Source organism: Tractidigestivibacter montrealensis (genome assembly GCF_024741235.1).
Taxonomy (GTDB): Bacteria; Actinomycetota; Coriobacteriia; order Coriobacteriales; family Atopobiaceae; genus Tractidigestivibacter; species Tractidigestivibacter montrealensis.
The window spans coordinates 512,007-532,476 of record NZ_JANSKA010000001.1 but is presented as its reverse complement, the minus strand read 5'-3'; the positions used below and the strand labels follow the sequence as shown (position 1 = coordinate 532,476).

Sequence of the window (20,470 nt, the reverse complement as noted above, 5' to 3'; positions counted from 1 at the left end):
GGCTGGAAATCGCCTCGCGCGGGCTATGCCTCGGGGTGTGACGGGTGCCAGTTGCGAACGGCCTCCTCGTAGATGTCGCCGTCCGTGCGGCAGGGGACAAACTCGTTGCCCTCATGCTGGCGCGTCTCGTCGCCCTTGGCCAGAAGGCAGAGAATGGCCGGACTCTCGCCCTCGTAGCCAAGCTGGACGGCGCGGCGAATGGCCTCCTCGCGGTCGAGAATGACCTCGTATGCCGTGCCCTCCGGCGTGGCATCTGCCATTTGCTGGCAGATCTCCTCTACGGGGTCGTTTGCCGGGTCCTCCTCAGTGTAGATGAGGTAGTCGGCGTACTTGGCGGCCTCCTGGGGAAGCTCGTGGCGGCGCTCGTACGCCTTGCCACCGGGGGCGCCAAAGACGGCAATGATGCGATACCCCGGGAACTCCTCCTTGACCGAGGGAAAGAACCGCTGGTAGGAGAGCTTGTTGTGAGCGTAGTCAACCAGCGCCACAACCTTGGTGTCGGGGCTGGGGAGAAGCTCCATGCGGCCGGGGACGCGCGCGCGAGAGAGCGGCTCGGCAATCCTCTCGCACCCAATGCCCAGGACCTCGCAGATGGCGATGGTTGCAAGGGCGTTGTCTACGTTGAAGAGGCCCGGCATGCCCAGGCAGATGGGCCCCTCCCAGCTTGGAGTGTGCGCGGTGAACGAGACCATGCCGTAGGCGCTCTGAATGTCAGATGCCCAGACGTCCGCCGAGCTGTCCTTGGCCGAGAAGGTCACCACGCGCTCGCAGCGCCGGGCGCGTTCGAGGATGGTATGGATCTCGTCGGAGTCGAGGTTCACCACGGCAACGCGCGCCTGATCAAAGATGCGGAGCTTGCTCTGGAAGTAGTCCTCGAAATTGGGGTGCTCAACGGGCGAGATGTGGTCGCGCCCAATGTTGAGGAAGCATGCAACTGCAAGGTCAAGGCCCAGGACTCGGTCGTACTTGAGGGCCTGGCTCGAGACCTCCATGTCCATGTAGGCAAGGCCGGCCTTGCGGGCGTTGGCGAGGTGACGCCAGAGGTCCGGGGACTCCGGCGTGGTGTTGTGGCTCTCCTCGCGCTCGATGCCGTCGAAGGTCTCGATGGAGCCCATGACGCCGGTACGTGCGTGCGTCTCGTTGCCGTCAAGCACGGCGCGGAGCATGTAGGACACCGTCGACTTGCCCTTGGTGCCGGTGATGCCAATGACAGTGAGGTCGTGGTCGGGGTGGCCAAAGGCCTCGGCCGAGGCGAACGCCATGGCGCGGCGCAGGTCCGTGGCGATGAGTGCGGGCGTCCCGGGGGCAACGTCTGCCAGCTCGGCTGCGCGGTCCCTGTCGCAAAGGTAGGCCACGGCGCCCTTTTCGAGCGCGGAGGTGAGATAGGCTGGCTTGAAGGCGGCGCCCTTGCACACAAAGACATGCGCTGGGACAATGACGCGCGAGTCGCAGTCGACCCCGGTGATGGGCGTGGCGCCCTTTTCGGCGGTGATGTTTGCTGTGGTGGCCAGCAGCCCCTCATTGTCGAGGAGCTGGGCAAGAGATGTGAGTGTAGTATTCATGGGTCAAGTATAGCAGGCGAGATGGGCGCGGGCTGCGCCGGGTGCGGGCGATGCGTGTGCCGCTTCCGGGTTCCGTGGTACACTCGCTAAACATGGGCGATTGGCGCAGTGGCTAGCGCAGGTGCCTTACACGCACAAGGTCGGCGGTTCGAATCCGTCATCGCCCACCATGAGAAGAGTCGGGGCCGGTCGGCGTGAGCCGGCTGGCCCCGTTGCATGAGCGCCGGCGGATGTGCGCCGGCAGACGGGAGACACCATGCCCCAGGAGAGCGCCACCCAGTCTGAGCGCAGCTTTGGCCGGTCTGTTGCCGAGATGCGCCCGGTCACGCTAACGCCAAACGTGATGAAGAACGCCGACGGCTCGTGCCTGGCGGAGTTTGGCGACACGCGCGTGCTGTGCGCGGCGACCATCGAGGAGGGTGTGCCCAAGTGGCGCGGCGCGAGTCGCGACGGCTGGGTCACGGCGGAGTATGCCATGCTCCCGGCTGCCACCAACCGCCGCACTCCGCGCGAGTACAAGGGCCGCAAGGGCCGCTCGATGGAGATCGAGCGCCTGGTGGGACGCTCGCTGCGTGCCGTCTGCGACCTCCGCCACCTGGGCGAGTTTACGGTGACGGTGGACTGTGACGTGATCCAGGCAGACGGCGGCACCCGCACGGCCTCCATTACCGGCGCCTGGGTGGCGCTCTACGAGGCGCTCGCAGCCGCCTGCGCGAAGGGGCGCATCAAGCGCGTTCCCCTTACGGGACAGGTCGCAGCCATCTCGATGGGAGTCGTGCGTGGCGTCGAGCTTCTCGACCTCGACTACCCGGAGGACTCGCACGCGGACGTGGACATGAACCTGGTGGGCTCCTCCGATGGCCGCATTGTTGAGGTTCAGGGCACGGGCGAGCGCGCGACCTTCGACCGCGAGCAGCTGGGGCGTCTGCTTGACCTTGGGCAGAAGGGCATCGACCAGCTTCTCCAGATTCAGCGTGAGGTCACGGGCTTTGGCGCATAGGCATCGCGGGGCGGATGGCCCGTTGCGGCGAAAGGACACTGGCATGGCGACAATCGACATCAAGGCGCTTGACCCTGAGCACACCGTGGTGGTTGCCACGGGCAATCCCCACAAGGTGACCGAGATCGAGGCAATTCTCTCAAAGTCCGTTCCCGGCGTGCACTTTGTTGCCCTGGGTGAGCTTGGGGACTTTCCCGATCCCGTCGAGGACGGCGCCAACTTCTTCGAGAACGCCCTCATCAAGGCGCGGGCGGCAGTCGCCGAGACGGGCCTCCCCATGGCCATTGCGGATGACTCCGGGCTCTGCGTGGACGCGCTTGATGGCGCTCCCGGGATCTTCTCGGCCCGCTGGGCTGGCGAGCACGGCAACGACGACGCAAACAACGACAAGCTCGAGCGCCTTATGGTCAACGTTCCCGATGAGCGTCGCGGTGCGCGCTTCCACTCCACCGTGGTGCTCGTACGCGGCGGCGAGGTCCTGCGTGGCGACGGCGACTGCGAGGGCACCATTGGCCACGAACGCCGTGGGGACCACGGCTTTGGCTACGACCCGCTGTTCCTGCCGGCAGACACCCCAGGCAAGACGATGGCCGAGCTCACGCCGGGCGAGAAGAACGCCATCTCGCACCGCTTCCACGCACTGGAAGACCTGGCGGGGAAGCTGTAGGCATAGACGCTATTTGCGCTCCTCGTTTGAGGAGTCTTTATTGGTTTGTCTCTTCTTCCGCATGGCACGCATGTAGAATGAAGCCGTCTGAGGCATGTGCCCCAGGCCACCATGGACGGGCAGGGGCCTCGACGTGGTGGACCCTTCTCATAGCAAACGCGACCTCGCCCTGGTGGCCGCACACGTCAAGCGTGGCTTAAAAGCCACGGGCGGGTGCCACGGGAGGTCACCCGCTTGCAGAAGGAGGGACTCCCATGAGAATCATCCGCACCAAGGACTATCGGGACATGAGCCGCAAGGCGGCGAACGTGATCTCGGCCCAGGTGATCCTCAAGCCCACCAGCGTCCTCGGCCTTGCCACCGGCACCACGCCCATTGGCACCTATGAGCAGCTTGCCGAGTGGAACCACAAGGGCGACTGCGACTTCTCACAGGTTAGCACCTACAACCTGGATGAGTACCGCGGCCTTACGCACGAGGACCCGCAGAGCTATCACTACTTCATGCGGCAGAACTTCTTCGACAAGATCAACATCGACCTTGCCAACACGCACGTGCCCGACGGCGCAAACCCCAACGCGGACGAGGCATGCTCCGAGTACGATCGCATAGTGCGCGAGGCTGGCTATCCTGACCTGCAGCTCCTCGGCATTGGCCGCAACGGTCACATTGGCTTCAACGAGCCCGATGACCACTTCTCCAAGGGCACGCACTGCGTTGACCTCACCGAGAGCACCATCCAGGCCAACAGCCGCCTCTTCGACAACGCCGACGACGTGCCGCGCCAGGCCTACACCATGGGCGTGCAGACCATCATGTACGCGCGCAGCATCCTCATCCTGGCATCCGGCCCGGAGAAGGCCCAGGCCGTCTACGACATGTGCTTTGGACCCGTTACCCCGCAGTGCCCCGCGTCCATCCTGCAGCTGCACACCAGCTGCACCGTGATTGCCGACGAGGCGGCGCTGGCGCTCTGCCCGGAGGCGTAGACTCGCGCCCGGCCTTCTCGTCCTTGGACAAGACCGGTTGGAGTTGCCTCTCGCAAAATGGCCCCTCCCAAAACTGCGGTTTAGTTGCAGTTTTGGGAGGGGCGTTGTTGATAGAAGCGCTGGTAAATTGATTGTGCCCTCTATGGGGGCTGCAATTAACCCGCAGGTTTTGCGAGAGGGGCTAATCCTTCTCTGCGGGTAGTCTACTTGAGCACCGCGAGTCCTTTGGAGTACGAGTTGAGCACCTCGCAGCCGTCCTCGGTCACGATGACCAGGTCCTCGATGCGCACGCCCACGTCGCCGGGGAGGTAGATGCCCGGCTCGATGGAGAAGCACTGGCCAGGGCGCACGGGCTCGTCGTGCGCTGACGAGACGTCGCCCGGCTCGTGGTCCTCAAGACCAATCTGATGTCCCAGCCGGTGCGTGAAGTACTGTCCCCAGCCCGCATCCTCGATGACGCCACGTGCGGCCCGGTCTATCTCGGCAAACGTGACCCCGGGCCGCACGATGGCCTCGGCCGCCTCGTTTGCGTGGAGAACGCACTCGTAGACCGCCCGCTGGTGCTCGGTGGGCTCGCCGTAGAAGAACGAGCGCGTCATGTCCGAGCAGTACATGTCCTGCCGGCAGCCCACGTCAAAGAGCACCACGTCGCCCTTGGCAAGGACGGTGCCGTCGGGGGAGTGGTGCGGGTCGGCTGCGTTTGCCCCAAAGCTCACGATGGGCGCAAAGGAGTGGTCCTGCGCGCCCAGCGAGCGATAGACGTCGAGAAGTCCGCCGGCAATCTCCTGCTCGGTTACGCCCTCGCGGACCTGGGCGGCGAGCCACTCCATGGCCTTGTCGTTGGTGCGCGAGGCGGTGCACATGAGCTCCTGCTCCTCCGGAGACTTTACAGAGCGGGCGTCGTCCACGGCTGCGGAGCCCAGCTTGAACTCTGACGCGGCGCCAGCCTCCTGGAGCGGCACCAGCCACCGTGCGGCGAGCTTCTTGTCGACGCCCAGCGGTGCGCTGTGGTCTGTGACCTCGGCGACCATGGGCACGGGGTCCTCGGTGTCGTCGAAGGTCCGCACGTCGTTGCACGCGGTGGTGGCGTCGGGGAAGAGACGGTTCGCAAAGAGCGTCGACGCGCCGTTGGCATTGAGGTAGAGCGCAAGGAACCTCTCGTAGGGCTCGGTGTAGTACCCCGTAAGGTAGTAGATGGACATGGGATCAGAAATGAGCGCCTGCGTGAGTCCCATATCGCGCAGGTTCTCGATCACCCGTGCCCTTCTCGTCTCGTCCATTGCGTCCTCCTTTGTCGTTGACGCCGGAAGTGTAGCACCTGGGACATGCGTCGGCGCGGCAGCTGGGCGCATGACTGCCAGCCCGTGGTCTTGTCGTGCTGTTTTCTTCCCTAACTGCAGGAACGGCGTTACGTCTGGGTATCATTACTTTTTGTGTATTCGATACTTGGTCCAACTATGGCCTGTTGGGAGTCTCATGGAGAACGACATTCCGCCAGTCAACCGCATTGACCAGATCCGCGAGGAGCTCAAGGCCCTCGAGGGTCAGCGTGTGAAGGTCCGCGCCAATATGGGCCGCTCGCGTATTGTCGAGCGTGCGGGCACCCTGGTTCACGTGCACCCGTCCCTCTTCGTGATTGAGGTCGAGGAGCGCCGCGGCCGCAAGGCTCGCCAGTCCTACCAGTACGTCGACGTGCTCACCGGCACCGTCGAGCTTTACGACATGAACACGGGCGAGCGCCTGCTCGACTACACGGCAGACCTTCCCGAAGAGTAGTCCCACCGGAGACCGCATGCCGCGCTCACGCCTACAGACCGTACAGGCGCCCTGCAAGATTAACCTTCACCTGGGCATCTATGCCGAGAAGGACGCGCGCGGCTATCACCGCGTGGACTCGGTCATGGTGCCGGTTGGTCTCTTCAACACCATTACGATTGAGTCTGCACCCGAGACCAGCGTCGCCTTTGAGCCTTCGTTCGATGGTCTTGTGCGAGGGAACGCCACCCAGCGGGCAATCGAGCTCCTCTCGCGGGCGCTGGGTGTGGAGGAGTGCGTCTCTGTTCGCATTGAGCGTCGCATTCCCAGCGGGGGAGGCCTTGGAAGCTCCTCGGCAGACGCCGGATCCGTTCTTCGCGCGCTTGCGGAGCGCTGGGATGTCGATCCGCTTGACCAGCGCGTTGTTGATGTCGCACGGCGCGTGGGCGCGGATGTTGCGTTCTTCCTCAACCCCGTGCCGTCGCTGCTGAGAGGCGCGGGAGACGTGCTCGAAAACACGTTCCCGGTGCTTGGGGGAGTGCCCCTTGCGCTGGTGATGCCGGCGGACTGCGCCAGCTCGACGCGCGAGGTGTACGAGGAGTTCGACCGTGTTCCAACTGCGCCGGAGAGTCCCGACGCACTGTGTGACACGCTCGCGAGGGGCGACGTCCCAGGCGTTGCGGCGCATCTCTACAACAACCTCGCACCGGCGGCGCTGCGCCTGAAGCCGGCGATGGGGGAGCCTGCGGCTTGGCTTGCGCAGCAGTCGGGCGTGATTGCATCGCAGATAACAGGCTCGGGTTCCTGCTCGTTTGCCATTTGCGAGTCTGCCTCTGGGGCCGAGCGTATTGCGCGGGCTGCGGAAAATGAGCATGGATGGTGGGCAAAGGCTGTGTTTACGGTTGGTTTGGACGGCCAAGTCTGCTAAAGTGTCGTCTGCTAACGGGACGTGGCTCAGCTTGGTAGAGCGCTCGGTTCGGGACCGAGAGGTCGCTGGTTCAAATCCAGTCGTCCCGACCATCTCAATTGCAGGCCAGGAGCGTGTGCTCCTGGCCTTTTTCGTGTGTGCTGTGTCCGCGACGCGATTTGCGACCTGCTCCAAGCGCCCGCACGGTCACGCTTCCCAGAGATATTGACGCAGATTCACCTTGCCATTTGGGAGAAACCCTACGCCCTCGGCCTCGAGCATCTTTCGTTGCTCGTCGGCACCACCAAAGGCAAAGCCAGGTGCAAGGCTACCGTCTGCAAACACAATCCTGTGGCAGGGAACTCCGCCCTTCATGCCAGGGCTTGAGTGCATGGCAAACCCAACGTATCGCGCCTTTCGCGGCTCGCCCATCATACGCGCTACCTGCCCGTACGTGGCAACGCGTCCCTCGGGCACCTGCCGGACAATGTCGTATGCCCGCTGGAAGAAGTCACTGCCTTCCATCATCTGCCTCACTTCGCCCGATGTCCTTGCCCTCTGAGCATACGCAAAAGCGAGCGCGCTGGCCTTGCTCGCCTGCGAGAGAAGGCTACTGCCATAGTGAAGTGGCCGTTCGGACGACGGCGGCACATCGCCAGCGACGTCCAGCGCCAGCCACACGTATCCCACCGCAGACAAAAGTCCTCTCGTGAGCCTTTCGAGTTCTGCCGTCGCCGGGGCTTGGATTCACATTGCATATTGTTAGTAGTTTCTAACATTTTGAGGTGTCGTAGGGCTTGCGTATGCACAGCTGCGGTGGAGATTGGCTGATGGCTGCCCATCCCGGTGTACATTCGACGGCGGTCGCAAGAAGACTGCGGGGATTTCACGGAAGGGATAGCATGGCCTTTGACCTCATAGCTTTTGACATGGACGGTACGCTTCTTGATGATGAGAAGCACGTGCTCCCCTCGACAATCGAGGCCATTCGTGCCGCGACAAGTGCCGGTAAGGTCGTGGCCATTGCCACTGGCCGCAGCCCCAGCATGATGCTGCCGTACCGTGAGCTGCTCCCGGATGTCTCCTACGCCATCTGCACCAGCGGCGCGCACCTGCTTGACCTGCGGCGTGACAGCCTGCTGGCCGAGCGCGCCTTTGATCCGGCAGTGATTTCCCAGCTCCTCCAGACGCACAAGGGCAAGGACGTGATGCTCGAGATCTTCTCGGGTACGGAGGCGTATGACGAGGCAGATAGCTTCAATCACCTCGATCGCTATGGGCTCCAGGAGTTCCACGACACGTTCGTGCGCGTGTGCCACGGGGTCGACGATATCGAGGGCTGGGTCCTCAACCACGCGTCGGCAATCTCAAAGTACATCGTGCATCCGGTCGTGGGCGAGGATGCGTGCGACGTCCTTGCCCGCATTCGGGAGCAGCACATCCCGGTGGAGGCCGCCTTCAGCCAGGCAAACTCGCTTGAGATCTCGCCCAAGGGCGTGAGTAAGGGCATCGCCCTCGAGGACCTCTGCGGGCTTCTCGGCATTCCCATCGAGAGGTGTATCGCGGTGGGGGACTCCGGCAATGATCTTGAGATGCTGCGCGCCGCGGGCCTTGGTATTGCTATGGGCAACGCCTCGCCTGACGCGGTGGACGCCTCGGACGTGACGGTTGCGGACAACAACCACGGCGGCTGCGCCGAGGCAGTCTACGACTACCTGCTGAAATGAGACAAAGGGACAGTCCCTTTGTCTCATTTCCTGTGCGCCAGCAGCAGCCAGGCGTCTGCGATAATCTGCGCGTGATCAAAGGCGAGGCCCTCGCCCTGCATACCGATTGAACGCGGGATGCCCGTAACGGCGCCGGCCTCTACGGAAAAACTGCTGGTCAGTGTAGTGTCGCCGGAGGTAAGCGTGAGCTGCGTGCGGCCGTCCTCCTCCGTGCTGTCAATGTCGAACCAGGCGGCAGCCGCAGCGTCGTCGCCGGCGTGCGCGGTTACGCCATGGTTGTCAACGGCCATGTGCGCCTGTGAGACAGTCCATCCGCGCGGGTCTCGACCGGGCGTGCTGTAGAGACCCACCGGCTCAAGCGCGAGGCCATCCACGCCGGTCTCCTCGAGGAGCTCTCGCCGCGAGGCCTCAAGCGCCGTCTCCCCAGGGCTCACAAAGCCACCCGGAAGGGCCCAGCACCCCAGGAACGGGTGGCCACCGCGGCGAATGAGCAGCAGCTTGATGGTGCCGTCTGGACCAACGCGAAAGATGCAGTTGTCTGCCGTGAGCGAGGGCCGCGGGTAGTCCTTGGGGCTGTAGGCTGCTAGGAACTCCTCCTCGGTAAGGCCGTTCTTGTCCCTGAGTGGTTCGGTCATGGCGAATGCGCTCCCTTTCTACGATAGGGGCCGGGCACCCGCAGTGGGATGTCCGGCCCCTATGCTACCGCGACCACGGATATACGCTGCCGTTTACACGCCCCAAGCGCGCTCCACATCCACCGCAAGCACAATGGGGGTTCCGGCGCATGCGAGCTTCCCGTCCCGCATGGTGATCGACGAGCCGTCAACGAGGTTCTCGTACGTGCCGTCGGGAAGCGGCACCTCCACCTCGGCCGAGCGGGACTTGAGCGAGAAGACGCCAACCTTGCGCCTTCCATCGTGCTCGCGGCGCAGGACGGCAATGTCATTCTCGTCATCTGCTGCCACGAAGAGGGCGTCGTCCGCGTCCAGCTCCTCGTGCTTGATCTTGGCCATGTGACGCATGAGGTCTGAGAGGTCGACCCCCGTGTTCCAGTCAACGGTGTCGCGGTCAAAGAGGCTCGGCAGGTGCGAGCAGGCAGCCTCCTGCCCCGCGTAGACGAGCGTGGTCCCCTTATTGAAGTAGAGCATTGCCGTGTGGTTGCGCAGGTCAGACTCGCTCTTTACGTGCGAGGCAATGCGCGGCACGTCGTGGTTCTCGAGAAAGCGCAGCTTGTCGTAGTTCTGTGGGTAGATGTTCTCCTGGAAGTCGAGAAGGTCGAGGTAGCACGAGAGGGGAATCTCTCCCTTGAGGTAGCGCACGAAGGCCTCTTGGATGTCGTACTCGTACTCCATGTCAAAGGCCTCGAAGGCCTCTGAATCGCGCGCGCAGGTCATGCCCGCGGCGCGGCATGCGGCGCCAAACGAGCGGTGGACCGTCTCTGCCAGCCACAGGCAGCCTGGACGCACCTTGGCAACCTCAGCGCGGGCACGCTTCCAGAACTCCACGGGCACGAAGGAGGCAACGTCGCAGCGGAAGCCGTCGACGATGCGTGCCCACTGGCACAGGGTCTCGATCTGGTAGTCCCAGAGTGCCGAGACGTTGTAGTCGAGGTCGATGACGTCGGACCAGTCGCCCACGTGGTTGCCCGGCTCGCCGTTGGGCTTGCGGAAGAAGAACTCTGGGTGCTCCTCAAAGAGGACGGAGTCGGGGGAGGTGTGGTTGTACACCACGTCGATCATGCACTTCATACCCTCCGCGTGGATGGCGTCCACCAGCGCGCGGAAGTCGCTCATCGTGCCGTACTCGGGGTTGACCGTACGGTAATCGCGGTTGGCATAGGGGCTGCCAAGCGTTCCCTTGCGGTTTTTCTCGCCAATGGGATGGATGGGCATGAGCCACACGACGTCGGTTCCCAGCGCGTGGATGCGCGGGAGGTCGGGAATCACGGCGCGAAACGTGCCCTCGGGCGTGTGGTTGCGCACGAAGACAGAGTAGATAACGAGGTTGCGGATGGAGGTGCTGGTGTCCTGTGCCATATGTGTCCCTTCTCGGCAGAAGCCGGGTAGTGCGGTCGATGCACATGGTGGACCATCGCGTGGCGAGACGCAATATTTGTTTAAACAAGATGATGATGACGGAGCGGTAGCACCTAAAAGGGCGGTGCCCCGGCGGGGCTACTTCACGACAACGGCGTCCTCGGGAAGTGTCAGCGTGGCATCTGTGGCTATGAGCACGTTGTTGCCGCGCTCCTCGGGCTTGTCCGGCCACTCAGGCACGTAGGCCACGTGCGCGAACTGCGCCGAGAAGGCCTGCTCTACTTCCTCGAGGATGCGCGCGTGACGTCCCTGCGTTGAACAGCGCAAGTTGGCAAGATACACCCCGCCCGGCGCGAGCTTCTCGCGGATGAGCCGCGCGCCCTCGCCGGTCCCCAGCTGTCCCAGCGGGTGGTTGCCCGAGAACGCGTCGTTCACAATGACGTCATAGGGCTTCTCGGCGCGGCGCAGGTAGTCCCAGCCATCATCGTTCACCAGTGATATGCGGCCCTTGCCGTACTTCTCGATGAGGTCGTCGAGAAAGAAGCGCTCGCGGGCAATGACCGTGACACGCGGATCGATCTCCACGGCATCGACGTGGAGTTTGGGACGGTGTGCAACAAGCCACTTGGGCAGGGAGTAGCCGCCACCGCCAATGACCAGTGCGCTCGTGGCGTCCGGCAGGTCGTAGCAGACCTCGGCCATGGTGCGATGGTAGACACACGCCAGCTCAAAGTGCAGGTCATCGGGTAGATAGCAGACGCTCTGGAAGGTGCCATTCACGTTGAGCAGGCGCACGGGCGTACCATCGTCGTCTGCTGCCTCAAAGATGAGCGCGGGACCAAACTTGGTGCGACGCATTTCGATGCCGCGGCGCTTGAGCAGCCACGGAAGCGCAAGGACAATCGCAAAGAGAATCCATGAGATAACGATTATGACGATGAGCCAGGTTGGCATGTGCGCTCCTAACGAGGTGTGATTGCGGCGGGGGCGGACAGCACGGGTGCCTATACCCAAACTCCCAGTTTCTATTGTGAGTAGGAAACATCCTCGGCTATACTAGCGGATGCGGCAGTACGCGACGTGTACTCGCCCCATTCATCCACATCTAGGAGGACCTCACCATGATTCTTGGACTTGGCATTCCAGAGCTGCTCATCATCGTTGTCGTTGTGCTGATCATCTTTGGGCCCAAGAACCTTCCCAAGCTTGGCTCCGCTCTTGGTAAGACCGTCAAGAACGTGCGCGAGGGCATGGAGGAGGGCGACGAGAAGGACTCCAAGAAGGTCGAGGAGCCTAAGGCCGACGAGGCCGAGGACGTCGTGGCCGACGAGGATGATGCCGACGTCGAGGACGCCCCTGCCGAGAAGGCCAAGGAGGACGTCCAGTTCTGCCCCAAGTGCGGTACCGAGAACGCCGCCGACGCTGCCTTCTGCAAGAAGTGTGGCGCCAAGCTGGGCGAGTAACCCAGGCGCCCAAGGCACGTACCTCCCACGCACTACGAGGAAAGCAGAGTCATGGATAACAGCAAGGAAATCACTCTTACCGCCGAAGGTCGCCAGAAGCTTGTCGACGAGCTGGCGTACCGCGAGGGCGAGCTTCGCGACGAGATTGTCGAGCGCCTGAAGGAGGCCCGCTCCTTTGGTGACCTCTCGGAGAACTCCGAGTACGATGCCGCCAAGGAGGAACAGTCCCAGAACGAGTCCAAGATTGCCGAGATTCGCCAGACGCTCTCGGTGGCAAGGGTCGTCGCTGACGCCCAGCACGGCGGCATCAGGGTCTCTATTGGTACGACCGTCGAGCTCGAGGACGATCGTGGCAAGAAGACCAAGTTCACCATCGTGGGCACCACCGAGACCAACTCGCTCGAGCACAAGATCTCAAACGAGTCCCCCGCCGGCCAGGCCCTCATCGGCTGCGGCAAGGGCGATCAGGTTGAGTTCACCACCCCCGCTGGCAAGACCAAGAGCTACACAATCGTGAACATCACGCGCTAGGCAGGTCTCATACCACGCAACCTTGGCCCCTCTCCGGAGGGGCCTTTTTATGAGACAAAGGGACAGTCCCTTTGTCTCATCCCGCGCCAACGCAACGGCCAAAACGCTACAGTACAATGGTTTGCGCCGCGGCCGCCCCATCTGGCCGGCCAGGCATGGGAGAGAACATGCGCGCCTATGGGCGCGCGCGAGTACGAGGAGCAGCAATGGCCGATCAGACCAAGACGGGCGAGAACAACACGAATGACGAGAGGGCCCAGCGCCGTGCCCGCCGCCAAGCGCTCATCGATGCGGGCGTGAACCCCTATCCCATTGCGAGTGAGGTCACGGCCCACGCGGCGCAGCTCGAGAAGGACTACGCAAGCCTTTCCGACGGTGAGGACACCCAGGACGTGGTCTCCGTCGCCGGCCGCATCCGCGCGCTCCGTCGCCAGGGCAAGGTTGCCTTCATCGTCCTCGAGGACGTCACTGGCCAGATTCAGCTCTTCTGCCGCGTGAACGACCTGGGCGAGGAGGGCTGGGGGCTTCTCCGCCAGCTTGACCTCGGGGACATCATCGATGCTACTGGGCGCGTGCTGCGCACCCGTCGCGGGCAGCTCTCCATCGCCCCCACCAAGCTCGCGCTTCTCTCCAAGTCGCTGCGACCGCTGCCCGAGAAGTTCCACGGCCTCACCGACCGCGAGGTCCGCTATCGCCAGCGCTACGTCGACCTCATCATGAACCCCGAGGTCCGCGACGTGTTCCGCAAGCGCAGCGCCATCATCAGCCTGATCCGCCGTTACATGGAGGCCGACGGCTACATGGAGGTCGAGACCCCCATGATGCACGCCATCCTCGGCGGCGCCAACGCAAGGCCCTTCGTCACGCACTTCAACGCGCTCGACCGCGACTTCTACCTGCGCATTGCCACCGAGCTGCCGCTCAAGCGCCTCATTGTGGGCGGCATGGAGCGCGTCTTTGAGATTGGCCGCCAGTTCCGCAACGAGGGCATGGACCTCACGCACAACCCTGAGTTCACCTCGATGGAGGCCTACTGCGCCTACTCAGATCTCGACGGGATGAAGCGCCTCACCGAGGGCCTGTTCAAGGCCATCGCGCGCGAGGTCTGCGGCTGCGAGGAGGGTCACGAGGTCATCACGTACCAGGGCCAGCAGGTGGACATGAGCGGCACGTGGCGCTCGGTGCCCCTCTCCGAGGTCGCGTCGCAGGTGGTGGGCGAGCACGTGGACATGGACACACCCATCGAGCACCTGCGCGAGCTCTGCCGCGCCAACGGCATCGAGACCGAGGACGGGTGGGGCGCCGGCAAGCTCCTCTTCGAGCTCTACGACGAGCTGGGCGAGTCCACGCTGGTCGACCCCACGTTCGTGTGCGACTACCCCGAGGAGGTCAGCCCTCTTGCCAAGCGCAAGGCTGACGACCCGCGTCTCACGGACCGCTTTGAGCTCGTGATCTGCGGCCACGAGTACGCCAACGCCTTTTCCGAGCTCAACGACCCCGTTGACCAGGCCGGCCGCTTTGCCGAGCAGGTCGCAGCCAAGGGCATGGGCGACGACGAGGCCATGGGCTACGACTACGACTACGTGCGCGCGCTCGAGTACGGCATGCCTCCCGCAGGTGGCATCGGCTACGGCATCGACCGCATGATCATGCTCTTCTGCGACCAGCCTGCCATCCGTGACGTGCTGCTCTTCCCGCAGATGAAGCCCGAGGTCGTTACCCGTGCGGACATCGCCTCGCAGCTTCCCGAGAAGACCGACAACGCCGCCGCGTCGGTGGACGTGATCGCGGACGACGCCGAGAACGGCGCCGCCAACGAGGCCGCGCGCGACGCCTCTGCGCCTGCCCTCTCCACCGGTCTCACGCGCGACCAGGCATTCGCCCTGCTCGAGCGCTATAACAAGGACCCCTTCCACATCCAGCACGCCGAGACCCTCGAAGGCCTCATGCGCTACTACGCCGAGAAGTACGACCCGGCAAACGTCGACTTCTGGGGCCAGGTTGGGCTTCTCCACGATCTTGACTGGGAGGAGTTCCAAGATCCCGTGCAGCACACGGTTAAGGCGGGCGAACTCATCGAGGCCGAGGGCGGCACTCCCGAGCTGGTGCACGCCATCCAGACGCACAACTCCGACAACAACCCGGAGCTGCCCCAGCCCGAGGCCAAGATGGAGCGCGTGCTCTATGCCGCTGACGAGCTGAGCGGCCTCATCCAGGCGGCCATTCTCATGCGTCCCAGCAAGTCGGTCATGGACCTCGAGGTCAAGTCGCTCAAGAAGAAGTTCAAGGACAAGCACTTTGCTGCCGGTTGCAGCCGCGACGTTATCCGCCACGGTGCCGAGCTCAACGATATGGAGCTCGACGATCTGCTCGCAAGCATGATTGAGGCCATGCGCTCCATCGCGCCGGACCGCGAGGAGTGGCTCAAGAACCACCCCGAGCAATAAGCGTACGTTTTGTCCGCATGTTTGCCCGCTCCCGCGCGTGGGTAAACAGAGACCCAAGCAGACAGCGCGGGGCACGCAACCCTGCGCGCGGACCTTCGGGCCCGCGCGTTTCTTGTCGACCCGCATGGCATTGAGGAGACGTCAGCGCATGTTCGAGAAATTCACTGACAGGGCCAGGAAGGTTATGAGCCTGGCACAGGACGAGGCAAGAAGCCTCGGCCAGATGTATGTGGGCACGGAGCACCTGCTCCTGGCCCTCATCAAGGAGGGGGATGGCATTGCCGCCCAGGCGCTCACCAAGCTTGACGTCACGTACGACGAGACCCTCGCTACGGTAAAGCAGCTTTCCCAGGACGAGACCGAGCCCGTTCCCGGTGGTCACATTCCCTTCACGCCGCGCACCAAGCGCGTGCTTGAGGCTGCCTATCGCGAGACCATGACGCACGGCCAGACCTATATTGCCACCGAGCACCTGCTTCTGGGCATCGTGTCCGAGGGCAACGGCCGCGCCATGGATGCCCTGCGCGCCATGGGCGTGTCGGGGGACGCGGTTCGCAATGCGGTGAACGAGCTTGTCTCAAAGAACACCGAGGAGGAGAGCCAGTCCGCCGCCGAGGTGCGCATGGACCCCGGCGCCTTCATGGGCATGGGCGGCCAGCCGTCTGCCGACGATGGCTCCATGCTCGAGAAGTACGGTCGCAACCTCACCAAGCTCGCCGAGTCCGGCAAGCTCGACCCGGTGCTCGACCGCGACCGCGAGATCGAGCGCGTCATGCAGGTGCTTGCGCGCAGGCAGAAGAACAACCCGCTCATCCTGGGCGACCCAGGCGTTGGCAAGACGGCCATCGTAGAGGGGCTGGCACAGCTCATCTCGGCCGGCAACGTGCCCGACATCCTTCGTGGCAAGCAGATCTGGACGCTCGATGTGGCTTCGCTCGTGGCGGGCTCCAAGTACCGTGGCGAGTTCGAGGAGCGCATGAAGAAGGTCGTCGCCGAGCTCGAGGACAACCCCAACGACATCCTCTTCATCGATGAGATCCACACCATCATTGGCGCCGGCTCGGCCGAGGGCTCCATCGACGCCGCCTCCATCCTGAAGCCGCCCCTCTCGCGCGGCGAGATCCAGGTCATTGGCGCCACCACTGCCGAGGAGTACCGCAAGCACATCGAGAAGGACTCCGCCTTCGAGCGCAGGTTCCAGCCGGTCAACATCGGCGAGCCCAGCCCCGAGGACACCCTCGAGATTCTGCACGGCCTGCAGAGCCGCTACGAGGAGCACCACCACGTCCACTACACCGAGGAGGCCCTGAAGGCCGCCGTTACCCTGGCCGACCGCTACATCCAGGACCGCTTCCTGCCTGACAAGGCCATCGATGTGATTGACGAGGCGGGCGCGCGCACACGTGTCCACAAGACCACGCTGCCCCCCGAGATTGCCAAGGTGGACGCCGAACTTGCCCGCGTTCGCGACGAGAAGTCCAAGGCCGCGGCAGCCCAGGAGTTCGAGGACGCCGCACGTCTGCGCGACCAGGAGAAGGAGCTCGTGAGCAAGCGCGACGAGCTCGAGAGCGCTTGGCGCGAGAAGCTCGCCCAGAACGTGGTGACCGTGGACGAGAACGACATCGCCGACGTGGTCTCGAGCATCACCGGCGTGCCCGTCTCCAACCTCACCGAGGCAGAGGCCTCCAAGCTGCTGCGCTGCGAGGAAGTTCTCCACCAGCGCGTCATTGGCCAGGATGAGGCTGTGACCAAGGTCGCCCGCGCCATCAGGCGCAGCCGCTCGCCGCTCAAGGACCCGCGCCGCCCCGGTGGCTCGTTCATCTTCCTCGGCCCCTCGGGCGTGGGCAAGACCGAGCTCGCCAAGGCGCTGGCCGAGTTCCTCTTTGGCTCTGAAGAGGCTCTCATCACCTTCGACATGTCCGAGTTCATGGAGAAGCACACCGTATCCAAGCTCGTTGGCGCCCCTCCGGGATACGTGGGCTACGACGAGGGCGGCGAGCTCACCAAGGCCGTGCGCAGGCGCCCGTACTCGGTGGTCCTCTTCGACGAGATCGAGAAGGCCCACCCGGACGTCTTCAACGTACTGCTCCAGATTCTTGACGAGGGCAGGCTCACGGACGGACAGGGTCGTCACGTCGACTTCTCCAACACGGTCATCATCATGACCTCCAACATCGGCGCGCGCGACATCGCGCAGACCACCACGATGGGCTTCTCGGCATCCGGCGCCTCGGGCCTCTCGGACAAGGAGATCACGAGCCGCGTGACCTCCGAGCTCAAGAAGCTCTTCCGTCCCGAGTTCTTGAACCGCGTGGACGAGATCGTGGTCTTCAAGTCGCTCTCGGGCGAGCAGCTGCGCGGCATCGTCGAGCTCATGGTCTCCGACCTTCGCGATCGCCTCATCGCCAACGGCATGTCGATCAACCTCACCGACGCCGCCCGTGACCTCGTGGCCAAGCGGGGGACCGACCCGATCTACGGCGCGCGCCCGCTGCGCCGCGCCATCCAGACGCTCATCGAGGACCCGCTCTCCGAGGAGCTGCTGGAGGGCAAGTGGCAGCGCGGCGACATCATCGAGGTTGACGCCAACGGCGACGAACTGGTCTTCTCGAAGGGAACGGGTGAGATTCCCGCTCCGCGCAAGCACGAGCACATGGAGCTTCCCTCCGCGCGCGACCGCTGGTCGACCGACACTGGCGCTCAGCTGTCGCCGCAGGAGGGTGGGCTTGCCGCATCTGGCGCGTAGGCCCAAGGCGCAGTCAATCAAGCGCCCCCGCTCGTCATATACTGCTTCTAGGCTTGAGAATCTACCGGCCCGCCTCGTGCGGGCCGGCTTGTACAAGGAGGCGCCATGGATCCTGCCGAGCTAGACAAAGGGACCCTCACAACCCAGCAGCGCATCGATGGTGCAATCAAGATGACGGCGCCGGGAACTGCGCTTCGCGTGGCCCTCGACATGATAATTGCCGGTCACCTGGGTGCCCTTATCTGCGTCGGCGACACCCAGAACGTGCTTGCTGCCGGGGATGATGGTTTTGCCATGGACGTCTCGTTCACCGCAAATCGTCTCTTCGAGCTCTGCAAGATGGACGGCGCGGTCATCGTCGACAAGGATCTCACCAAGATCCTGCGCGCCAACTACCACCTCAACCCCGATCCGTCGCTGCCCACCACCGAGACAGGCACGCGCCACCGCACGGCGGCGCGCATGAGCCTGCTCACAAAGGCCATGGTCATTTCGGTCTCCGAGCGTCGTTCCGTGGTCAACGTCTATGTGGACGGCCATGGCTTCCAACTGCGTCCCGTCGCCGAGATTATGTCTACGGTGAATCAGCTCGCCGCGGCCATGCAGAACACCCGCTCGCAGCTCGATCGCAGCCTGCAGCACCTCACGAGCCTCGAGCTCGACAACTTCGTCACGCTTGGTGACATCACGAACATCTTCTACCTGTTTGAAGTGCTCATGTCCGCAGGTGACGAGCTCGACCGCTGCATTGTCCAGCTCGGCACCTCCGGTCGCATCACCGAGATGCAGCGCGAGGAGTTCCTGGGCGACATGGACGAAGCCTACAACCTCATGATCCGCGACTACGCCAAGGACTCCTCCGAGGAGCACGCGCGTGCCATCCGCAAGCAGTTCCACGAGATGGCTAACCCGCAGCTGCGCTCGCCCAAGGTGGTTGCGCGCATCCTGGGCTACGATGACTACGGCGAGGACACCATCATGACGCCGCTCGGCTTGCGTACCCTCTCGCGCGTCTCCGTGGTGCGCGAAGGCATGGCCGACAAGATTGTGGACGAGTACGGCTCGCTCCAGGAGATTCTGGAGGCCGCCGAGGATGACTCCTCCAAGCTGGGCGAGATTGGCGTCAAGAACCCGGATGCTCTGGCCAACAGCCTGCACCGCATGTGGGGGCAGAGCGAATGAGCGCCTCCGAGACATGTGCCTGCGCCGACGCCGCACGCGTGGGCAAGGAGGGCAACAAGCCCGATACCGTGGCGATTATCGTTGCCGGTGGCACGGGCGAGCGCTTTGGCGACCCGCGTGGCAAGCAGTTCGTGGACCTCTGCGGACTGCCGCTCATGTGCTGGCCGCTGCTCGCCTTTGACCATGCGCCCTCGATTGGTCACATCGTGGTGGTGTGCGCACCGGATCGCGTTGACACGGTGAACGACGAGGTTCTCTCGCGTGTAACTCTGCTCACGCCCGTCACGCTTGCCCCCTCGGGAGACACGCGCCAACAGTCCGTTGCGCACGGACTTGCCGCCATGCCGCGCGGTTACGACTTCGTAGCCGTTCACGACGCAGCGCGCCCCCTCATCGAGACCGAGGTCATCGAGGGCGTCATTGCTTGCGTGCGAGAAGACCCCAAGCTTGCGGGCGTCATCTGCGCCACGCGCTCGGTGGATACGCTCAAGCTGGTCGAGGACGGCGTGATCATTGCCACGCCAGACCGCTCGTTCTACTGGGCGGCCCAGACGCCGCAGGTGTTCCGTACCCGCGCGCTCACCTCGGCGTACAAGTCCGCCGCCTGGGAGGGCTACCAGGGAACCGACGACGCCTCCCTCGTGGAGCGCCACGGCGGCAAGGTGCGCTGCTATGACTCCCCGCGCGACAACATCAAGGTCACGGTGCCAGAGGACCTGGCAATTGCCTGCACGGCGCTCGAGCAGCGACTGCTGATGTAACGCTGACCTTCTTGTCGCGTGGCGCCCTTCGGCGTTGTGGTGATGCCCAGGGGCCCGTTTCTGCGGCTCTCGCGTATAAAATGCTTATGATTCACTCTGCAAAGGACCACTGCACAGACAGGTAGCCAGGCGCATGCCCCGGAGGTGGGCGGACATGACTCGCATTGGACATGGCTTCGACGTTCACGCCTTCACAGAGGGACGCCCCCTTGTGCTTGGCGGTGTCACCGTGCCCAGCGAGCGAGGCCTGGCGGGGCACTCCGATGCGGACGTTCTGGCACATGCCCTCATGGACGCCATCCTGGGTGCCATGCGGGCCGGTGACATCGGCCAGCTTTTCCCCGATACCGACCCAGCCTACGAGGGGGCGGACTCCATGGTCCTGCTCTCGCGCGTGATGGGACTTGCCCGCGAGCAGGGCTTCTCGCTTATCGATGCGGACTGCACCGTTGCTGCCCAGGCGCCAAAGCTCGCGCCCTACCGCGAGCAGATGCGCCAGACAATGGCGCAGGCCATGGGTGTCGACGTGTCACAGGTGGGTGTCAAGGCAACCACAACGGAGCACCTTGGCTTCGTGGGACGCGAGGAGGGCATAGCCGCCTGGTCTGTGGTGCTTCTCGACAAAGATAGCGGCCAATAGCCCTTCTCGGAGAGGGTATGGCGATGCCCCTCGTATGGCTGAGCCTCTCGATTCCGC

Annotated in this window: 19 protein-coding genes and 2 tRNA genes; 15 read left to right on the top strand and 6 right to left on the bottom strand. The window is 63.8% G+C overall.

The window, feature by feature from the left end; translation table 11 throughout:
* Positions 1-23 precede the first annotated feature (23 nt).
* Positions 24-1,562 carry a Mur ligase family protein gene (locus NVS32_RS02350; protein ID WP_258498493.1) on the bottom strand — a complete coding sequence of 513 codons (1,539 nt, stop codon included), beginning with the start codon at positions 1,560-1,562 and terminating at the stop codon, positions 24-26.
* Between the two features lie 94 nt (positions 1,563-1,656).
* On the opposite strand from NVS32_RS02350, the gene NVS32_RS02345 reads away from it, so the two are divergent.
* The 4 genes from NVS32_RS02345 to nagB all read left to right on the top strand — a co-directional run bounded on the left by NVS32_RS02345 (position 1,657) and on the right by nagB (position 4,218).
* Positions 1,657-1,732 (top strand) — tRNA-Val (locus tag NVS32_RS02345).
* Positions 1,733-1,818: 86 nt separating this feature from the next.
* Positions 1,819-2,562 carry a ribonuclease PH gene (gene rph, locus NVS32_RS02340; protein WP_258498492.1) on the top strand — a complete coding sequence of 248 codons (744 nt, stop codon included), beginning with the start codon at positions 1,819-1,821 and terminating at the stop codon, positions 2,560-2,562.
* 43 nt (positions 2,563-2,605) lie between these two features.
* Positions 2,606-3,229 carry an RdgB/HAM1 family non-canonical purine NTP pyrophosphatase gene (gene rdgB / locus NVS32_RS02335; protein WP_258498491.1) on the top strand — a complete coding sequence of 208 codons (624 nt, stop codon included), beginning with the start codon at positions 2,606-2,608 and terminating at the stop codon, positions 3,227-3,229.
* Positions 3,230-3,483: 254 nt separating this feature from the next.
* Positions 3,484-4,218 (top strand): glucosamine-6-phosphate deaminase, encoded by a 735-nt coding sequence (gene nagB / locus NVS32_RS02330; protein WP_258498490.1) that lies wholly within the window; start codon positions 3,484-3,486, stop codon positions 4,216-4,218.
* Between the two features lie 203 nt (positions 4,219-4,421).
* Here the strand turns inward: nagB and NVS32_RS02325 are convergent, their stop codons facing one another.
* Positions 4,422-5,498, bottom strand: a complete 1,077-nt coding sequence (locus NVS32_RS02325) for a M24 family metallopeptidase (RefSeq protein ID WP_258498489.1) — start codon at positions 5,496-5,498, stop codon at positions 4,422-4,424.
* Between the two features lie 196 nt (positions 5,499-5,694).
* On the opposite strand from NVS32_RS02325, the gene NVS32_RS02320 reads away from it, so the two are divergent.
* The 3 genes from NVS32_RS02320 to NVS32_RS02310 all read left to right on the top strand — a co-directional run bounded on the left by NVS32_RS02320 (position 5,695) and on the right by NVS32_RS02310 (position 6,993).
* Complete coding sequence (locus NVS32_RS02320) at positions 5,695-5,994, top strand: Veg family protein (protein WP_032110571.1); 300 nt, start codon at positions 5,695-5,697, stop codon at positions 5,992-5,994.
* A gap of 16 nt (positions 5,995-6,010) precedes the next feature.
* Entirely contained in the window at positions 6,011-6,901 is an 891-nt protein-coding gene (locus NVS32_RS02315; protein WP_052009806.1) for a 4-(cytidine 5'-diphospho)-2-C-methyl-D-erythritol kinase, read from the top strand.
* A 15-nt stretch (positions 6,902-6,916) separates the two neighbouring features.
* Positions 6,917-6,993, top strand: a tRNA-Pro gene (locus NVS32_RS02310).
* Positions 6,994-7,087: 94 nt separating this feature from the next.
* Here the strand turns inward: NVS32_RS02310 and NVS32_RS02305 are convergent.
* Positions 7,088-7,405, bottom strand: coding sequence for an MGMT family protein (locus NVS32_RS02305; protein WP_032110658.1), 318 nt, complete (start codon positions 7,403-7,405; stop codon positions 7,088-7,090).
* A 377-nt stretch (positions 7,406-7,782) separates the two neighbouring features.
* Here NVS32_RS02305 and NVS32_RS02300 point away from each other — a divergent pair, with 377 nt between their 5' ends.
* Positions 7,783-8,607, top strand: coding sequence for a Cof-type HAD-IIB family hydrolase (locus NVS32_RS02300; protein ID WP_032110570.1), 825 nt, complete (start codon positions 7,783-7,785; stop codon positions 8,605-8,607).
* Positions 8,608-8,630: 23 nt separating this feature from the next.
* Here NVS32_RS02300 and NVS32_RS02295 read toward each other — a convergent pair whose 3' ends face one another.
* The 3 genes from NVS32_RS02295 to NVS32_RS02285 all read right to left on the bottom strand — a co-directional run bounded on the left by NVS32_RS02295 (position 8,631) and on the right by NVS32_RS02285 (position 11,597).
* Positions 8,631-9,242, bottom strand: coding sequence for an NUDIX domain-containing protein (locus tag NVS32_RS02295; protein WP_032110569.1), 612 nt, complete (start codon positions 9,240-9,242; stop codon positions 8,631-8,633).
* A 93-nt stretch (positions 9,243-9,335) separates the two neighbouring features.
* Positions 9,336-10,643 carry an alpha-amylase family glycosyl hydrolase gene (locus tag NVS32_RS02290; protein WP_032110568.1) on the bottom strand — a complete coding sequence of 436 codons (1,308 nt, stop codon included), beginning with the start codon at positions 10,641-10,643 and terminating at the stop codon, positions 9,336-9,338.
* Positions 10,644-10,781: 138 nt separating this feature from the next.
* Positions 10,782-11,597 carry a spermidine synthase gene (locus NVS32_RS02285; RefSeq protein WP_258498488.1) on the bottom strand — a complete coding sequence of 272 codons (816 nt, stop codon included), beginning with the start codon at positions 11,595-11,597 and terminating at the stop codon, positions 10,782-10,784.
* A gap of 167 nt (positions 11,598-11,764) precedes the next feature.
* Between NVS32_RS02285 and tatA the strand changes: the two genes are divergently transcribed.
* The 7 genes from tatA (at position 11,765) to ispF (ending at position 20,413) form a co-directional block, all read left to right on the top strand.
* Positions 11,765-12,106 carry a twin-arginine translocase TatA/TatE family subunit gene (gene tatA, locus NVS32_RS02280; protein WP_258498487.1) on the top strand — a complete coding sequence of 114 codons (342 nt, stop codon included), beginning with the start codon at positions 11,765-11,767 and terminating at the stop codon, positions 12,104-12,106.
* 51 nt (positions 12,107-12,157) lie between these two features.
* Positions 12,158-12,637, top strand: a complete 480-nt coding sequence (gene greA, locus NVS32_RS02275; RefSeq protein WP_258498486.1) for a transcription elongation factor GreA — start codon at positions 12,158-12,160, stop codon at positions 12,635-12,637.
* A gap of 206 nt (positions 12,638-12,843) precedes the next feature.
* On the top strand, positions 12,844-15,084 hold the full coding sequence (gene lysS / locus NVS32_RS02270; protein WP_258498485.1) for a lysine--tRNA ligase: 2,241 nt from the start codon (positions 12,844-12,846) through the stop codon (positions 15,082-15,084).
* A 148-nt stretch (positions 15,085-15,232) separates the two neighbouring features.
* Positions 15,233-17,830: an ATP-dependent Clp protease ATP-binding subunit gene (locus NVS32_RS02265; RefSeq protein WP_258498484.1), complete on the top strand. Its 2,598-nt coding sequence runs from the start codon at positions 15,233-15,235 to the stop codon at positions 17,828-17,830.
* A gap of 105 nt (positions 17,831-17,935) precedes the next feature.
* Positions 17,936-19,012 (top strand): DNA integrity scanning diadenylate cyclase DisA, encoded by a 1,077-nt coding sequence (gene disA / locus NVS32_RS02260; protein ID WP_258498483.1) that lies wholly within the window; start codon positions 17,936-17,938, stop codon positions 19,010-19,012.
* Positions 19,009-19,773 (top strand): 2-C-methyl-D-erythritol 4-phosphate cytidylyltransferase, encoded by a 765-nt coding sequence (gene ispD, locus NVS32_RS02255; RefSeq protein WP_258498482.1) that lies wholly within the window; start codon positions 19,009-19,011, stop codon positions 19,771-19,773. Before disA ends, ispD begins: the two co-directional genes overlap by 4 nt.
* 154 nt (positions 19,774-19,927) lie before the next feature.
* Positions 19,928-20,413 carry a 2-C-methyl-D-erythritol 2,4-cyclodiphosphate synthase gene (ispF, locus tag NVS32_RS02250; RefSeq protein WP_258498481.1) on the top strand — a complete coding sequence of 162 codons (486 nt, stop codon included), beginning with the start codon at positions 19,928-19,930 and terminating at the stop codon, positions 20,411-20,413.
* Positions 20,414-20,470: the final 57 nt, after the last annotated feature.

Excerpts from the sequence above, each read along its gene's own strand:
- NVS32_RS02350 (WP_258498493.1), bottom strand. The coding sequence starts at position 1,562 with ATGAATACTACACTCACATCTCTTGCCCAGCTCCTCGACAATGAGGGG.
- rph (WP_258498492.1), top strand. The coding sequence starts at position 1,819 with ATGCCCCAGGAGAGCGCCACCCAGTCTGAGCGCAGCTTTGGCCGGTCT.
- rdgB (WP_258498491.1), top strand. The coding sequence starts at position 2,606 with ATGGCGACAATCGACATCAAGGCGCTTGACCCTGAGCACACCGTGGTG.
- nagB (WP_258498490.1), top strand. The coding sequence starts at position 3,484 with ATGAGAATCATCCGCACCAAGGACTATCGGGACATGAGCCGCAAGGCG.
- NVS32_RS02325 (WP_258498489.1), bottom strand. The coding sequence starts at position 5,498 with ATGGACGAGACGAGAAGGGCACGGGTGATCGAGAACCTGCGCGATATG.
- NVS32_RS02320 (WP_032110571.1), top strand. The coding sequence starts at position 5,695 with ATGGAGAACGACATTCCGCCAGTCAACCGCATTGACCAGATCCGCGAG.
- NVS32_RS02315 (WP_052009806.1), top strand. The coding sequence starts at position 6,011 with ATGCCGCGCTCACGCCTACAGACCGTACAGGCGCCCTGCAAGATTAAC.
- NVS32_RS02305 (WP_032110658.1), bottom strand. The coding sequence starts at position 7,405 with ATGGAAGGCAGTGACTTCTTCCAGCGGGCATACGACATTGTCCGGCAG.
- NVS32_RS02300 (WP_032110570.1), top strand. The coding sequence starts at position 7,783 with ATGGCCTTTGACCTCATAGCTTTTGACATGGACGGTACGCTTCTTGAT.
- NVS32_RS02295 (WP_032110569.1), bottom strand. The coding sequence starts at position 9,242 with ATGACCGAACCACTCAGGGACAAGAACGGCCTTACCGAGGAGGAGTTC.
- NVS32_RS02290 (WP_032110568.1), bottom strand. The coding sequence starts at position 10,643 with ATGGCACAGGACACCAGCACCTCCATCCGCAACCTCGTTATCTACTCT.
- NVS32_RS02285 (WP_258498488.1), bottom strand. The coding sequence starts at position 11,597 with ATGCCAACCTGGCTCATCGTCATAATCGTTATCTCATGGATTCTCTTT.
- tatA (WP_258498487.1), top strand. The coding sequence starts at position 11,765 with ATGATTCTTGGACTTGGCATTCCAGAGCTGCTCATCATCGTTGTCGTT.
- greA (WP_258498486.1), top strand. The coding sequence starts at position 12,158 with ATGGATAACAGCAAGGAAATCACTCTTACCGCCGAAGGTCGCCAGAAG.
- lysS (WP_258498485.1), top strand. The coding sequence starts at position 12,844 with ATGGCCGATCAGACCAAGACGGGCGAGAACAACACGAATGACGAGAGG.
- NVS32_RS02265 (WP_258498484.1), top strand. The coding sequence starts at position 15,233 with ATGTTCGAGAAATTCACTGACAGGGCCAGGAAGGTTATGAGCCTGGCA.
- disA (WP_258498483.1), top strand. The coding sequence starts at position 17,936 with ATGGATCCTGCCGAGCTAGACAAAGGGACCCTCACAACCCAGCAGCGC.
- ispD (WP_258498482.1), top strand. The coding sequence starts at position 19,009 with ATGAGCGCCTCCGAGACATGTGCCTGCGCCGACGCCGCACGCGTGGGC.
- ispF (WP_258498481.1), top strand. The coding sequence starts at position 19,928 with ATGACTCGCATTGGACATGGCTTCGACGTTCACGCCTTCACAGAGGGA.